This is a genomic window from Vibrio comitans (genome assembly GCA_024346835.1).
Taxonomy (GTDB): Bacteria; Pseudomonadota; Gammaproteobacteria; order Enterobacterales; family Vibrionaceae; genus Vibrio; species Vibrio comitans.
Window position 1 is genome coordinate 465,086 of sequence record AP024867.1, and the last position, 13,487, is coordinate 478,572.

14 protein-coding genes are annotated in these 13,487 nt (G+C 44.8%); 4 read left to right on the plus strand and 10 right to left on the minus strand.

Annotated elements, in window-relative coordinates:
- Positions 1-22: 22 nt before the first annotated feature.
- The 4 genes from OCU46_RS15935 to OCU46_RS15950 all read right to left on the minus strand — a co-directional run bounded on the left by OCU46_RS15935 (position 23) and on the right by OCU46_RS15950 (position 4,345).
- Entirely contained in the window at positions 23-1,300 is a 1,278-nt protein-coding gene (locus tag OCU46_RS15935; protein WP_141270655.1) for a cytosine deaminase, read from the minus strand.
- A 9-nt stretch (positions 1,301-1,309) separates the two neighbouring features.
- The gene (gene codB, locus OCU46_RS15940; protein WP_141270654.1) at positions 1,310-2,548 is read right to left on the minus strand and encodes a cytosine permease; all 1,239 of its coding nucleotides are present in this window, start codon (positions 2,546-2,548) and stop codon (positions 1,310-1,312) included.
- 219 nt (positions 2,549-2,767) lie between these two features.
- Positions 2,768-3,244: a hypothetical protein gene (locus OCU46_RS15945; RefSeq protein ID WP_141270653.1), complete on the minus strand. Its 477-nt coding sequence runs from the start codon at positions 3,242-3,244 to the stop codon at positions 2,768-2,770.
- Between the two features lie 219 nt (positions 3,245-3,463).
- Positions 3,464-4,345, minus strand: a complete 882-nt coding sequence (locus tag OCU46_RS15950; protein WP_141270652.1) for a LysR family transcriptional regulator — start codon at positions 4,343-4,345, stop codon at positions 3,464-3,466.
- 115 nt (positions 4,346-4,460) lie between these two features.
- Between OCU46_RS15950 and OCU46_RS15955 the strand changes: the two genes are divergently transcribed.
- The 3 genes from OCU46_RS15955 (at position 4,461) to OCU46_RS15965 (ending at position 6,318) form a co-directional block, all read left to right on the plus strand.
- Positions 4,461-5,438: an aldo/keto reductase gene (locus OCU46_RS15955; RefSeq protein WP_141270651.1), complete on the plus strand. Its 978-nt coding sequence runs from the start codon at positions 4,461-4,463 to the stop codon at positions 5,436-5,438.
- 13 nt (positions 5,439-5,451) lie between these two features.
- Positions 5,452-5,856 carry a GlcG/HbpS family heme-binding protein gene (locus OCU46_RS15960; protein ID WP_141270650.1) on the plus strand — a complete coding sequence of 135 codons (405 nt, stop codon included), beginning with the start codon at positions 5,452-5,454 and terminating at the stop codon, positions 5,854-5,856.
- A gap of 81 nt (positions 5,857-5,937) precedes the next feature.
- On the plus strand, positions 5,938-6,318 hold the full coding sequence (locus OCU46_RS15965) for a VOC family protein (protein ID WP_141270649.1): 381 nt from the start codon (positions 5,938-5,940) through the stop codon (positions 6,316-6,318).
- Positions 6,319-6,397: 79 nt separating this feature from the next.
- Here the strand turns inward: OCU46_RS15965 and OCU46_RS15970 are convergent, their stop codons facing one another.
- The gene (locus OCU46_RS15970) at positions 6,398-6,754 is read right to left on the minus strand and encodes a hypothetical protein (protein ID WP_141270648.1); all 357 of its coding nucleotides are present in this window, start codon (positions 6,752-6,754) and stop codon (positions 6,398-6,400) included.
- A 370-nt stretch (positions 6,755-7,124) separates the two neighbouring features.
- On the opposite strand from OCU46_RS15970, the gene OCU46_RS15975 reads away from it, so the two are divergent.
- Entirely contained in the window at positions 7,125-7,373 is a 249-nt protein-coding gene (locus OCU46_RS15975) for a hypothetical protein (protein WP_141270647.1), read from the plus strand.
- Positions 7,374-7,430: 57 nt separating this feature from the next.
- Here OCU46_RS15975 and gabT read toward each other — a convergent pair whose 3' ends face one another.
- The 5 genes from gabT to OCU46_RS16000 are packed head-to-tail and all read right to left on the minus strand — an operon-like array spanning position 7,431 to position 13,449.
- The gene (gabT, locus tag OCU46_RS15980) at positions 7,431-8,708 is read right to left on the minus strand and encodes a 4-aminobutyrate--2-oxoglutarate transaminase (protein ID WP_141270646.1); all 1,278 of its coding nucleotides are present in this window, start codon (positions 8,706-8,708) and stop codon (positions 7,431-7,433) included.
- 15 nt (positions 8,709-8,723) lie between these two features.
- Complete coding sequence (locus OCU46_RS15985) at positions 8,724-10,151, minus strand: NAD-dependent succinate-semialdehyde dehydrogenase (RefSeq protein ID WP_141270645.1); 1,428 nt, start codon at positions 10,149-10,151, stop codon at positions 8,724-8,726.
- Positions 10,152-10,195: 44 nt separating this feature from the next.
- Positions 10,196-11,278, minus strand: coding sequence for an agmatine deiminase (gene aguA / locus OCU46_RS15990; protein WP_141270644.1), 1,083 nt, complete (start codon positions 11,276-11,278; stop codon positions 10,196-10,198).
- 10 nt (positions 11,279-11,288) lie between these two features.
- The gene (gene aguB, locus OCU46_RS15995) at positions 11,289-12,155 is read right to left on the minus strand and encodes an N-carbamoylputrescine amidase (protein WP_141270643.1); all 867 of its coding nucleotides are present in this window, start codon (positions 12,153-12,155) and stop codon (positions 11,289-11,291) included.
- Between the two features lie 16 nt (positions 12,156-12,171).
- Complete coding sequence (locus tag OCU46_RS16000; RefSeq protein WP_141270642.1) at positions 12,172-13,449, minus strand: NAD(P)/FAD-dependent oxidoreductase; 1,278 nt, start codon at positions 13,447-13,449, stop codon at positions 12,172-12,174.
- Positions 13,450-13,487: the final 38 nt, after the last annotated feature.

The window sequence follows — 13,487 nt, forward strand, 5'->3', positions numbered from 1 at the left end:
CTATTGAGGGCGGCTTAGGTGTTTAGCGCTTGAAAGTCACACTTTCTGTTTGTTCTAAATGAATAGAAGTTGTGGCAGGTTGTGTTTCGGCAATAACTTGCCCATGACGAACTGAATAGCGAACAGGCACTTGACGGCGAACCGCATCAAAGCCGTTTTCGGCAGGCAATATGAGTAGACTGCCTGGCTTTCCTTCTTCAATGCCATAATGCTCTTGAATGTTTAACGCTTGAGCTGAATTCGCACTGATCAAATCCAGAGATTGATTGATCTGATCGTAACCCATGACTTGCGTAACATGCAGACCCATATGCAATACTTGAAGCATGTTTGCCGTGCCTAGGGGATACCAAGGATCAAACACATCGTCATGGCCAAAACAAACATTGATGTTCGCTTCAAGCATCTCTTTGACGCGAGTAACGCCTCGACGCTTAGGGTAATCATCAAAGCGACCCTGCAAGTGAGTGTTTACTAGCGGGTTAGCCACAAAGCTAATGCCTGACATCTTCAATAAGCGGAACAAGCGCGATGCATAAGCACCGTTGTACGAACCCATTGCAGTGGTGTGACTAGCCGTGACCTTTTCGCCCATTTCATATTTATGAGCAAGTGCAGCCAGAGTCTCTACAAAGCGAGACTGTTCATCATCAATCTCATCACAATGCACATCAATCAAGCAGTCGTATTTACGAGCCAACTCAAAAATATAATGTAATGACTCAACGCCATACTCACGCGTAAACTCAAAGTGTGGAATAGCACCTATAACATCTGCGCCAAGTTGCACCGCTTCCTCAAGTAGTTCCTTACCATTCGGGTAAGAAAGAATCCCTTCCTGAGGGAAAGCGACTATTTGAATATCCACCCACTGCTTCATCTCTTCACGTACTTCAACTAGAGCACGCAAGGCGAGCAATGTTGGATCCGAAACATCGACGTGTGTACGAACGTGTTGGATACCGTTAGCAATCTGCCACTTTAATGTTTGCTTAGCACGAGACTTCACATCTTCCATTGTCAGGGTTTGCTTGCGCTCAGCCCAACGCTCGATACCTTCAAACAAAGTACCAGAAATGTTCCAGCTTGGCTCACCCGCTGTTTGAGTTGCATCTAAGTGAATATGGGGCTCACAAAAAGGAGCAACCGCGATACCGCCCTCTGCATCCAGAGTTTTGCCCTCAAAATCAACGATTGAGGTGGCATTCACAATACGTGCAAACTTGCCATCTTCAATCAGGATTTGTTGTAAGCCTACTTTTCCTGGAAGTCGTGCATTATTGATTAATAATGAGCTCATAAATTACCTTTAAGCCGTTTGTTCCGTCAGGGATTTTTTATTAAGCAACGGGTTAAGAATCAAGTAACAAATCGCTCCGCCCAATACCGCATTTAATGGCACGATACCTGGGATGAATTTACCTGACGCTACACCTACTGCCACAGCAATAATTGCTGCCCAGTTTACCGCAACAAACTCTGCTTTAGCGAAGTCTTTATAGCGTTTTTTGTTTGTCATGAAATCAGCAATGATAACGCCACCGATTGGCGGAATAGCCAATGACAAGAATGTTAGCCAACCAACGAAGTTGTTGTACAGCCACAGAGCGAAGATGGTGCCGACCAGGCCATTAATGATTGACAGCATGGTACTTGAACGGCCAGTAATGTTTGAGAAACCAAGGCCAGATGCGTACAGAGCATTTTCATTGGTAGTCCAAATATTCAAACCCAACACAATAATCGCAGGAAGCAATAGACCTTGAGCCATCATCACATCAGAGATATCGGCTTGACCCGTTGCCGCAGCGCCGGCTGCACCAAAGATAAACATCAAAGAGTTGCCGATAAAGAATGCAACCATAGTAATAACAACCGCACCCGATGCTTTCTTGCCAAAACGGACAAAATCCGCAGTTAACGTACCCGCACTAATAAACGAACCTACAACCATAGCCAGAGCAACAGAGAAATCGATAGGTGTTTCAGGCTGGATAAGCTGTAGCTGATCAAGGCCACCTACGCTATCTACAGCCGTTAATACCGAATAACCACCTAGCACTGCAATCGCAGGTACAGCAATCGCAGAAAGCACCATAAGTGCCTTGATACCGAAGTAAACAGTACCTGTCATCAGTAAACCTGAGATAACAATAAGAATATTGGTATCAATGCCTGTCGCTTTTTGTACTGGGATAGCAAACATTGCTACACCAACACCAAACCAACCCACTTGCGTGCCGCCTAGCAATGCTGACGGAAGCCAAGAGCCTTTAGTACCAAAAGAGAAGCGCGCTAATAAGTGAGTAGAAAGTCCGGTAGAAGCACCGATGTAGCCAAGAAAAGAAGTGTAGATACCAAGGATAAGGTTGCCGATAAGAACAGCGAGGAAGAAGTCGTTAAAGTTAAGTCCAGTGCCCAGTGAACCGCCAGTCCACATACTTGCCGAGAAGAAAGTCAGTCCTAACATCACCATGGTTAGTGATGCCATGCCCTTTCTTGCCTCGGCTGGAACCGGCCCAAGACTATAGTTATTGTCGCCCGCCATTTTACTCTCCGTACTACACATTCAAAAAAGATTATGTATGCGCAAATTTCACGCAAACGGGCGGTATTATGTTGATATAAATCACAGAGTCAATGCATTTTTGCTCAACCAAACGTTTGCTTTGAAGTTGGATAAGCTAAATGCATTAATAAACAATGAGTTACAAATTGTGAAAACTTGTTTTATTTTGTATGTACAACAGATTGCGTTAGCCAAGACTTAAACGCCACTCTTTCTATCAAATAATAACGTCATGACAGACTTTCCCATGACCAAATCAATGATCTCTCGAGCGTTCTCATTAGGCAGATGTTCAGAAACGATTTCAATAAGCTTTAGCACGCCTCTTTGGGTAGATGGATTGGATTCTGTTTTTGCAGCATTGGCTACAAACATACGAATGACCATAGAGAACTCTTTTTCCGTTAGCCCTTTCTCCCAAGACTGAATAAAGGCCTCACGTGATGAGAAATCTAAACAAGACATAACAATAGGCAGAATTTTACCTTGTAACGCCATCGCAAACTCACGGTTTGATGGGTAGTAACCTTGCAGAGTACTCTTTCTTAAGCCAGTTTCTTTGGCTAGCCGATCATAAGTGACGCTTTCCCAACCTTCAGCAAGAAAGATCTTCACAATCAATGCGTTGTACTTAGCTAGGTTCTCTTCTTTTTTCTGCTGGGTAATTCTCGCCATTGCAACCCCCTTTTAGTACCTATTGAGCATATTAATTGTAAGCTTATCATAAATTCGTACTGTAAACGAATTACTATCGCAATGATTTTACACAATATTTACACCACAAGTACATACAGAACAACATACTTATTGCCACTGTCGATACCGAGAAGATACAAAAGTAGTTTAGTTTTCAGGCACAGTATCGAAATAGTACTTCCCCGACTATCACCGCTCTCATTGACGAGTGCTAACTCTCTGTTTTACAAACTCGACAAACGCCTTCAGTTTAGCCGATGGGTAAATCAGCTGCGGATAGACCATATACAAAGAGTTGAACGCATCAGAGGTCTCTTCTGCCAGTACCTGATTAAGCAGCCCGCTTTGTACATCCTTTTCGACAAAGTAACTGGCGATACGCACTATACCCTCATCATTTAATGCAAACTCTCGAAGCATGCGATTATCATTACTTGCCATCCAACCACTCACTTTTATATCTGCCGTTTTTAAGGGCCAAGTACGTTGATGTAAGGTCGTTAAGCATTGGTGCTTATCAAGATCTTCAACCCTATTAACGACGCCAAAGCGTTGTAAATAATTAGGCGAAGCCACCAGCCAATGCTGATAATCAAATAATCGATAGGCCACCATATCCTCAGGAGGCGATTGAGTGGCGCGAAACGCTAAATCAATATCCGTTTGATTGAGATTAAATGACTGATAGCTGGAGTTAATCTCAAATATTATCTCTGGATGACGTTGTTTGAACTCCCGGCAAAGCTCCATCAAGATGGATTCAGCAAACATCTTAGGGGCAGTAAGTCGCAGCAGTCCTGAAATCTCATTGTGTTCGCTATTGAGGTTTCTCTCCAAATCAAGAACAGCACTTCGTATGCTCAATCCTTGTTGATAAGCACGCTCACCCTCTGGTGTTAACCTTACGCTACGTGTCGTTCTTACCACTAACGGGGCCTGAAGCTCACTCTCTAGTTTCTTTATCTGCTCGGATAAATAGCTTCTTGAAATACCGAGTACTTCTGCTGCTCGTGAAAAGTTTAGTTGTCTTGCTAGTTCAACAAAGAGCATCAAACGCTCTATTCGCTTATGTTCGTTCATTTAATCTCCACTCATTACATTATTCATTATAGCGAACAATGAGTTCGTAGATAGGCTCTTATCATTATCAATACGAACAATAGAATGTACTTATTAGATAACAACGAGAGCAAACATGAATAATAAAACCCTACCACTTGCCACTTATCTACCTAACGTCAGTCAGCTATCTTATGGCTGTATGGGTTTAGGTGGTGGATGGAATAACACACCAGTAAGGTCAAGCGACGTCACTCAAACACGCAGCATCATTGATACCGCCCTTGAAAGTGGCATCAACTTATTTGACCACGCTGATATCTATACCTTTGGTAAAGCAGAGCAAGCCTTTGGCAAGGTACTAAAGCAAGATCCTACCCTGCGTAACTCCCTTTATCTCCAGTCAAAATGTGGCATTCGATTTGCTGACCAAGATGCAGCTAAGCGCTATGACTTCTCATCGCAATGGATCTTGGCATCGGTAGAGAATATTCTTCGTCGCCTTAACACCGAATACCTCGATACTTTGCTACTTCACCGCCCTGATCCATTGATGGAAACCGATGAAGTGGCTCAAGCTTTTGCTCAGCTACACCAATCAGGCAAAGTAAAGCACTTTGGCGTTTCCAATATGAACCAACATCAGATGCGTTACCTTCAATCTGCGCTAGATCAGCCCCTTGTCATCAACCAATTGGAAATGAGCCTAGCAAAATTAGACTTTGTACAAGATGGCATCATGGCTCAAAACCACCAAGGTCAGCATTCTAACTTCGATACTGGGACTATTGAATACAGCCAAGCCAATGGGATTCAGTTGCAATCATGGGGCTCTTTAGCTCAAGGAAAATTCAGCAGCCGAGGCCTTAAAGATGACTGCCCTGTTGTGCGCAATACCGCCCACTATGTTGGACAGCTTGCCGAAGAACACTCTGTTAGCAGTGAGGCGATTGTTCTTTCCTTTCTAACGCGCCATCCAGCTAACATTCAGCCGGTAATCGGCACAACGAACTTGGATAGAATCAAGGCCTGTGCACAGGTCAATCAAGTGCAGCTAACTCATAGTCAATGGTTTACCTTGCTCGAAAAGAGCTTAGGCAACGAAATACCATAAAGGAGTGAACTTCATGTTAAACCACGAAATCGCTCATGAGCTGCTGAACAAAGCTGAGCAAGTCGCCATACAAAGAAAGGTCGCTATTGCTGTCAGTATCTGCGACACCCATGGCGAACTTATCGCATTTTCACGTATGGATGGGGTTAGTGTACAAGCTGGCTTACTTGCGCAAAACAAAGCCTATACCTCAGCGCGAGATAGGCAGCCGAGTGGCAATCTAGGTGCATGGGCTAGAGAAACAGGAAAACAACTGAGTTATTGGACTGACCCTAAAATCACCGGCTTCATGGGAGGCCTACCAATCGAAAAAGGCGGATCTGTCATTGGAGGCATCGGCATTAGCGGACTGTCTGAAAGTGACGATGAAGCGCTTGCAAAGCAAGTACTCAGCCAATTCTCCCTGACGTCAGATTAATCCTATTGAACACTGACATTCTGCCAACTTGTGCATAAGCTTATACCAATCGTAACAAACACATTTAGAGGAGTTGCAGCCATGGCCAAAAATCCCGTTGCTTGGTTCGAGATCTATGTTGATGATATGCCTCGAGCTATCGCTTTTTACCAAAGCGTGTTTAATGTCCAGTTAGAAAAAATGGACAACCCCAGCGCCAATGAAATCGAAATGTGGAGCTTTCCCTCTAACATGGAGCAATACGGCGTTACTGGTGCCTTGGCTAAGATGAATGGAGTATCAGCCGGTAGTGGAGGAACCTTGGTGTATTTCTCTTGTGATGATTGCGCCATAGAAGAAGCGAGAGTTGCCAGCTCTGGCGGCAGCATCCAGCAGCCCAAAATGGCTATTGGAGAATACGGGTTTATGACACTAGCGACAGATACCGAAGGCAATATGTTCGGTTTACACTCTATGAGCTAATTAAAGCCGCTCAAAGCAATCACGCTTTGAGCAGTTTAACTTTCCTAAACTGAGACTATTAATTTGCACCCCTTCCAACCTAGGATTTAAATCGTATCGCAACCGCTGTCGCTTTACCCTTTTCAAAGCCCGTACTGTTGTCGCCAACAAAGCCCCATGTACTCTCATCAACAGATCGCACAATGATGGCATCAGCCCCCATTTTGTAGGCCTTTTCTTGTAGCTTAATCAACATACCTTCATTACTTCTGTCATGAAATATCGTTTGCCCAGTCTGCGTTGAAACGAGCCCCAGCTCCTCATATTGCTGCTGGCTCGGTGCGGTATAAAAGACTTGCACTTTTGATGCTTGATCACTTGTTACCACGGTGGTTTTAGCGCATCCAGTGAACAGAAGCGTAAGCAATAATGAAGTTAAAACTGCCTTAAATCTCATAGAAAATACCTAATATCAGTGTATAGCTGCTGAGCGCCTTACAGTAAAAACGCTCCAATTTAATTCAGCATACTCCACAGCCATACCATCAACGAATGCATTTTGCAGGGTTAAACCCTTCAAAGTGGAGTTATATCTGATATTAATCTAAGTCATTATCTTGATGCGGTATTTGCCATTAATCTTCAGTGCTTTTTATAAGCAGGGCAAAGCTAGGCTCTAGTTTTTTGTGAGCACAAACCGCAGATAGTGCGATGCAAATAAAAACGCAACACTAGTATCACGTATCTGCAATCAATGCCTCCTAACATGCCTGACTCACAATAAGAACGATAAGTTTCACCTTTTAATAACTTGATTAAATAACCCTATGATTAAGAAAAAACATCCATTAGATACCCAAATCATTCAACTGCTTCAGCAGCAAGGTTTGATAAAAAGCGAAGCCAATGCTCGACTTAAGCGAGAGGTATATCAGCTGAAACCGGATGAGGTAAGTAAGATCCATAACTATGCGAACCACTTTGGCATGAAGGCTAAAGGCACCATGATAGAAGAGATCTTAGAGGTACGCAGAGAGGCAATGATTTCGTCAATATCGAGCGCCTCACTAGCATAAATAAGAAAGCCCAGTAAAAACTGGGCTTTAATCAAACTGTATATAGACGAGAGATAATTAAGATTGAGTCACTTCTAGAATAATATTCTCTAATTTTTCTAGACCTTCAACCAGCACCTCTGACTCTATCGTCAATGGCGGTAGCAATCGCACAACGTTCGCCTTCACACCGCAAGATAACAAGATAACACCATTTTCTTGTGCCTTGCCGATCACCGCTTTAGTCACGTCCGGAAGCGGAGCGCCGCTATTAGGGTCGGTAAACTCTATAGCCATCATCGCGCCAGTAGTACGAACCTCTCCAATAGAAGGCACTTGTTGCTGAAGCTTGGTCATATGAGCATTAACGATCTCACCAATGCCATTTGCCTTATTACACAAATCTTCTTCTTCAATGATCTTTAGCACTTCTAAACCCGCCACACACGCTAGTGGTGAACCTGCATAAGTGCCCCCTAAACCGCCTGGTTGCGCTGCATCCATAATCTCAGATTTACCAACTACCGCAGAAATAGGGAAACCACCAGCAATACCCTTTGCTAAAGTCATCATATCCGGTTCAATGCCCAAGTGCTCAGTCGCGAACATTTTACCTGTGCGAGCAAAACCCGTTTGAATTTCATCAGCAATCAGTGCAATACCATGTTTGTCACATAGCTGACGCAGTGCCTGTGCAAACTCAGCAGGTGCTTGATAAAAACCACCTTCACCTTGTACAGGTTCAAAAATAATCGCAGCAACACGAGAAGGTTCGATATCACAGCTAAACAAATCTTCCAGTGCCTGCATGCTTTGCTCAACAGTAATGCCATGAAAAGCATTTGGGTAAGGTGCATGGAAGATCTCACCAGGGAATGGGCCAAAGCCTGCTTTGTATGGCGCTATCTTACCCGTCAGACCCATAGTCAGATTAGTTCTACCGTGAAAGCCACCCTTGAATGCAATCACACCACTGCGGCCAGTTTTTGCACGAGCAATCTTCACCGCGTTCTCAACAGCCTCTGCACCTGTGGTTAGAAAAATCGCTTTCTTCTCAGAATCTCCAGGAACCAATTGAGTCAATTTTTCAGCAAGTTCAATAAAAGGCGCGTAAGGAGTCACCATGGCACAAGTATGAGAGAAGTTATCTAACTGATTCTTTACAGCTTCAGTAATTCGAGGGTGTGAATGCCCTGTATTCGTTACTGCGATGCCTGCGGCAAAATCGATATATTTATTCCCTTCTACATCCCACACATGTGCATTTTCAGCACGTTCTACATAGAGTGGGTATACAGCGCCCATACCTTGGGCGATAACTTGGCTTCTTCTTTGGTGTAGCTGTTGATTGGTCATTGTTCTGTCCCTTTATTAATTGCCGCCGAAGCAGAGGTATTTGATGTCCATGTATTCATCAATGCCTTGCTTAGCACCTTCACGTCCAATACCCGATTGTTTGACCCCGCCAAAAGGCGCGACCTCTGTAGAAATTATTCCATCGTTAATACCGACCATGCCGTATTGCAGCGCTTCAGCTACTTTCCAAACACGGTGGACGTTTTGGCTATAAAAATAAGAAGCTAGGCCATAAATCGTATCGTTGGCCATCTCGATAAGCTCTTCATCAGTATCAAAACGAATCACAGGTGCAACAGGCCCAAAGATCTCCTGAGACACGATATCCATATTGTGCTTAACATGTTTCAAAATCACAGGCTGTAGATACAACCCAGACAATTCTTCGATACTCGACGTCGGCTCTGCGCCCTGTTCAATCGCCTTTTTAACTAACGATTGAATATTGTTTTTCGCCGCCTGATTAATAACAGGACCAATATTGACGCCCTCTTGCATACCGTTTCCAACCTTAAGGGCACGAACGGCAGTATCAAATTTAGAAACGAAGGCATCGTAGACCTTACTGTGGACATAAAAACGATTTGCACAGACACAGGTTTGTCCCGCATTACGAAACTTAGACACCATAGCTCCAGCAACGGCACTATCAATATCGGCATCATCAAACACAATAAATGGGGCGTTCCCGCCTAGCTCCATAGACGTGCGTTTCACATCACCAGCGCTTTGCTGCATCAGCAGTCGGCCAACACGTGTCGAGCCGGTAAATGAAAGCTTACGGATTGTTGGGTGAGTGGTGAATATATCCCCCACTTCAGCTGCTTGTTTACCTAGCACTATGATGAGTAGGTCTTTTGGCACTCCTGCTTCATAGGCAAGCTCTGCCATAGCAAACGCGGAAAGTGGCGTATCCTCTGCGGGTTTGATCAACATGCTACATCCCGCAGCTAAAGCGGGCGCGGCTTTACGTGTAATCATTGCAATAGGGAAGTTCCATGGCGTAATCGCCGCTGTCACACCGACAGGTTGTCGAATAGTCAGCAAGCGTTTGTCACCACTAGGTGCTGGAATAGTCTCGCCATAGGTGCGCTTTGCTTCTTCAGCAAACCACTGGATAAAGCTTGCACCATACATCACCTCACCCTTAGCCTCAGCTAACGGCTTCCCTTGTTCAAGGGTCATCAAACGAGCAAGATCATCTTGATTGTCCAGAAGCAATTGATACCACTGCTGCAACACGGCAGAGCGTGCTTTTGCCGGTTGCTCCGCCCAAGATTGCTGAGCAAGCTTTGAGCGCTCAATAGCATCAAGGATCTCATCTTTTGATGTTATCGGCGCATACCCAATACACTCACCGGTCGCCGGGTTATTAACCGCAATACTATTGGCCGACTCTGAGACCATGAAAGAGAGCAGTTTTTTATTGTTAATAAGGTGCATAGAACTAACCTCTAAATCCTTTTTGTTTGCGCATCGGTCTATCGTTACGCTGGTATTTGCTGAGTAATACAGTGGATATTGCCACCGCCAAGTAGTACTTCCCTTGATGGTATGCCGACGATTCGATATTTTGGCAATGCTCGCTGAAGAATATCGATGGCTATTTGGTCTGTTGACTCATCAAGCAGTGGTAGAAATATATGGCCATTAACCATTAAGAAATTGGCATAAGAAGCACTTAGCCTCTCACCTGCTTCTCGAGTCATGCCGTCGCTAGCCTCTATACCCGATGCCTCTTCTTCTTTGTAGAATAGAGGGCCAGGTGTAGGAAGACGGATAATTTCTATTTCCCTGCCTTTAGCATCACGTTGAGCTAACAGACTGCTTTCAGCCTCACGGGATAATGCGTACTGCGGATCTTTTGGATCATCAGTCCAACTAAGTACAACCTTAGCCGGAGCAATCACATGTAGCAGGTTATCTACATGGCCATCTGTTTCATCGTTAAACAAGCCATTGGGCACCCAGATTACCTTCTCAATACCAAGATATTGCTGCAGCTTACTCTCAATTTGTTGGCGACTCAGTTCAGGGTTACGCCCTGGACTAAGAAGACATTCTTCAGTGGTATAAAGCGTCCCTTCACCATCGGTGTGGATTGCACCACCCTCTAATACAAAAGGCGCATTATAATGATCAAGGCCTATGGCATCACACACAGCGGATGCAACAAGATCATCTTGGCTCCAGTCATCGTACAAGCCGTTGTACTCACCACCCCATGCATTGAACTTCCAGCTGATACCTCGGCGCTCTCCCTCGTTATTAACAACGATTGTTGGGCCAATATCTCGCATCCAAGCATCATTGAAAGGAATCTCAAATAGCTTGATTTCCGGCTTAAGCAATTCACGAGCCTGTTGAAGTTGCGCCTGATTGACTGCCACGTTCACAGGTACGACTTCGGATATTGCATTGGCAATACGCGCAAAGGTCTTCTGTGCTGGCAATGCATTATCACGCCAATTGTCGCGACGCTCAGGCCAAGCTAGCCAAACTTCGCCAATGGCTTTAAATTCCGCAGGAAAATAATACCCGTCATTGCTTGGTGTTGTGGTGAGTTTCATTGCCGCTCTCCTACACAGATAGTTTAGCTACGTCTGTATATAGTTCAGGGCGACGGTCTCGGAAGAGTCCCCACGCGTGACGCGCTTGAGTCGCTTCTTGCAAGTCGATCTCTGCATAGATAATGGCTTCACCCTCACGTGGTGCTTCCGCTATCTTCCCGCCCGTGTGGTCAGTGATAAATGAAGATCCATAAAAGGTCGTCTCAATGCCGTCGTCCAATTCAACACCTACTCGGTTAGACGCGATTACTGGTACTAGGTTTGCAGCAGAGTGTCCCTGCATTGTACGTTGCCAGTGATCACGAGAATCCAATGTTGGGTCTTGAGGCTCACTGCCGATAGCAGTTGGGTAGAAAATCGCTTCTGCACCTTGTAGTGCTAGGGTACGAGCTAACTCTGGGAACCATTGATCCCAGCAAATACCAGCGCCAAAACGGCCAAACTGTGTATCCCATACCTTCATGCCTGTATCGCCAGGGCTAAAGTAATATTTTTCGCTATAACCTGGGCCATCTGGGATGTGGGATTTACGATAGTTATCTAACACTGTACCGTCGGCATCAATCATCACTAGCGAGTTAAAGAAGCAATTACCTGCTTTTTCAAAGTAGCTAACAGGGATAACAACACCTAGCTCTTTAGCAAGTTTGCTCATCTCAGCGATGAGATGTGATTTTTCCGTTTCTTCTGCCAACTCAAAATACTTTGCAGCCTGTACCTTACAAAAGTAAGGCGCAGCAAATAGCTCTTGAGGCACGACAACATTAGCGCCATTTTCAGCGGCTTCACGAATAGCGGCTTTCGCTTTCTCAAGGTTTGCCTCAAGATCCCAGCTCTTAGTCAATTGCAACGCTGCAAACTTAACGATTCTGCTCATGTAATGTCCTTATTTGTTAGATAGCTAATTTGTCACGAAGGTTGTAATACGCCGCGCCCATCGCCGTAAATGGAATTTGGAAGTGGCGACCGCCTGGGAATGAAGGGTGTCTTAATGCAGCAAAAGCATCAAATCGCTCAGCATGTCCAGTTAGGGCTTCTGCCAGTAACTTTCCTGCTAGGTGAGTACAAGTCACGCCATGGCCGCTATACCCTTGCAGGTAATAGACATTGTCGGCAAACGAACCAAACTGTGGCATACGTGAGTAGGTCAGTAGGAAGTTACCCGTCCATTGATAATCGATACCGATACCCTTTAATTGAGGGAAAATCGATTCCATTTTTGGACGAAGCAAAGATTCAATATCTTTTGGATCTCTCGCGCCATACACAACGCCACCACCAAACAACAAACGCTTATCAGCGCTCAAACGGAAGTAATCAAGCAGGTAATTACAATCTTCTACACAGTAATCACTTGGTAGGATGGTTTTCAGTTGTTCGTCAGTTAACTGCTCTGTAGCCACAACTTGAGTGCCGCAAGGAATCGCTTTATTGCTGATATTTGGAGCAAGACCGCCAAGGTAAGCGTTACCCGCCAGGACTAGGTACTTAGACTTAACGCTACCTGTTGCTGTGCGAGCGATAGGGTTTGCACCTTTTTCAATAGAGGTAACTGCTGACTGTTCAAAGATCTGTCCGCCTAGAGAGACAAACGCGGCTGCCTCACCCAGCGCAAGTTTCAGCGGGTGAATGTGTCCACCACGCATATCAAGCAGGCCACCTACGTAAGCATCGGTACCCACTGCAGATTCAACCTCTGAAGCATCTAGGATTGAAAGCTGGTCATTGCCATAACGTTCCCAGTTTTTTTTATGATGCTCTAGTCCTTTGAATTGCTTAGGGTTTAATGCAGTAAACAGGCCACCTTGTTTTAAATCGCAGTTAATCTGATATTTGTCTACAAGGCCACGAATAATATCGCCACCTTCAAAGATCATGTCACACAGTTGTTTTGCCTGCTTTTCACCGTAACGACTTTCAATAACATCTACATCACGACTGTAGCTATTCACAATCTGGCCACCATTGCGGCCCGTTGCGCCAAAGCCAACTTTAGCACTTTCTAAAACAACAACCTTGAAACCTTTCTCTGCAAGATGCAGCGCTGAAGATAAGCCAGAGAATCCAGCACCCACGACACACACATCACATTCAATGTTGTCCTGTAACTGAGGGTATTCAACAATGTTATTTATCGAATTGGCGTAAAACGAATCGGTATGTTTGTTCATTACAATATTCCTTATCTAGTCAGTGACAACCCAACTCT

Excerpts from the sequence above, each read along its gene's own strand:
- aguB (WP_141270643.1), bottom strand. The coding sequence starts at position 12,155 with ATGAGCAGAATCGTTAAGTTTGCAGCGTTGCAATTGACTAAGAGCTGG.
- codB (WP_141270654.1), bottom strand. The coding sequence starts at position 2,548 with ATGGCGGGCGACAATAACTATAGTCTTGGGCCGGTTCCAGCCGAGGCA.
- OCU46_RS15975 (WP_141270647.1), top strand. The coding sequence starts at position 7,125 with ATGATTAAGAAAAAACATCCATTAGATACCCAAATCATTCAACTGCTT.
- OCU46_RS15970 (WP_141270648.1), bottom strand. The coding sequence starts at position 6,754 with ATGAGATTTAAGGCAGTTTTAACTTCATTATTGCTTACGCTTCTGTTC.
- OCU46_RS15965 (WP_141270649.1), top strand. The coding sequence starts at position 5,938 with ATGGCCAAAAATCCCGTTGCTTGGTTCGAGATCTATGTTGATGATATG.
- OCU46_RS15985 (WP_141270645.1), bottom strand. The coding sequence starts at position 10,151 with ATGCACCTTATTAACAATAAAAAACTGCTCTCTTTCATGGTCTCAGAG.
- OCU46_RS15950 (WP_141270652.1), bottom strand. The coding sequence starts at position 4,345 with ATGAACGAACATAAGCGAATAGAGCGTTTGATGCTCTTTGTTGAACTA.
- OCU46_RS15945 (WP_141270653.1), bottom strand. The coding sequence starts at position 3,244 with ATGGCGAGAATTACCCAGCAGAAAAAAGAAGAGAACCTAGCTAAGTAC.
- OCU46_RS15960 (WP_141270650.1), top strand. The coding sequence starts at position 5,452 with ATGTTAAACCACGAAATCGCTCATGAGCTGCTGAACAAAGCTGAGCAA.
- aguA (WP_141270644.1), bottom strand. The coding sequence starts at position 11,278 with ATGAAACTCACCACAACACCAAGCAATGACGGGTATTATTTTCCTGCG.
- gabT (WP_141270646.1), bottom strand. The coding sequence starts at position 8,708 with ATGACCAATCAACAGCTACACCAAAGAAGAAGCCAAGTTATCGCCCAA.
- OCU46_RS16000 (WP_141270642.1), bottom strand. The coding sequence starts at position 13,449 with ATGAACAAACATACCGATTCGTTTTACGCCAATTCGATAAATAACATT.
- OCU46_RS15955 (WP_141270651.1), top strand. The coding sequence starts at position 4,461 with ATGAATAATAAAACCCTACCACTTGCCACTTATCTACCTAACGTCAGT.
- OCU46_RS15935 (WP_141270655.1), bottom strand. The coding sequence starts at position 1,300 with ATGAGCTCATTATTAATCAATAATGCACGACTTCCAGGAAAAGTAGGC.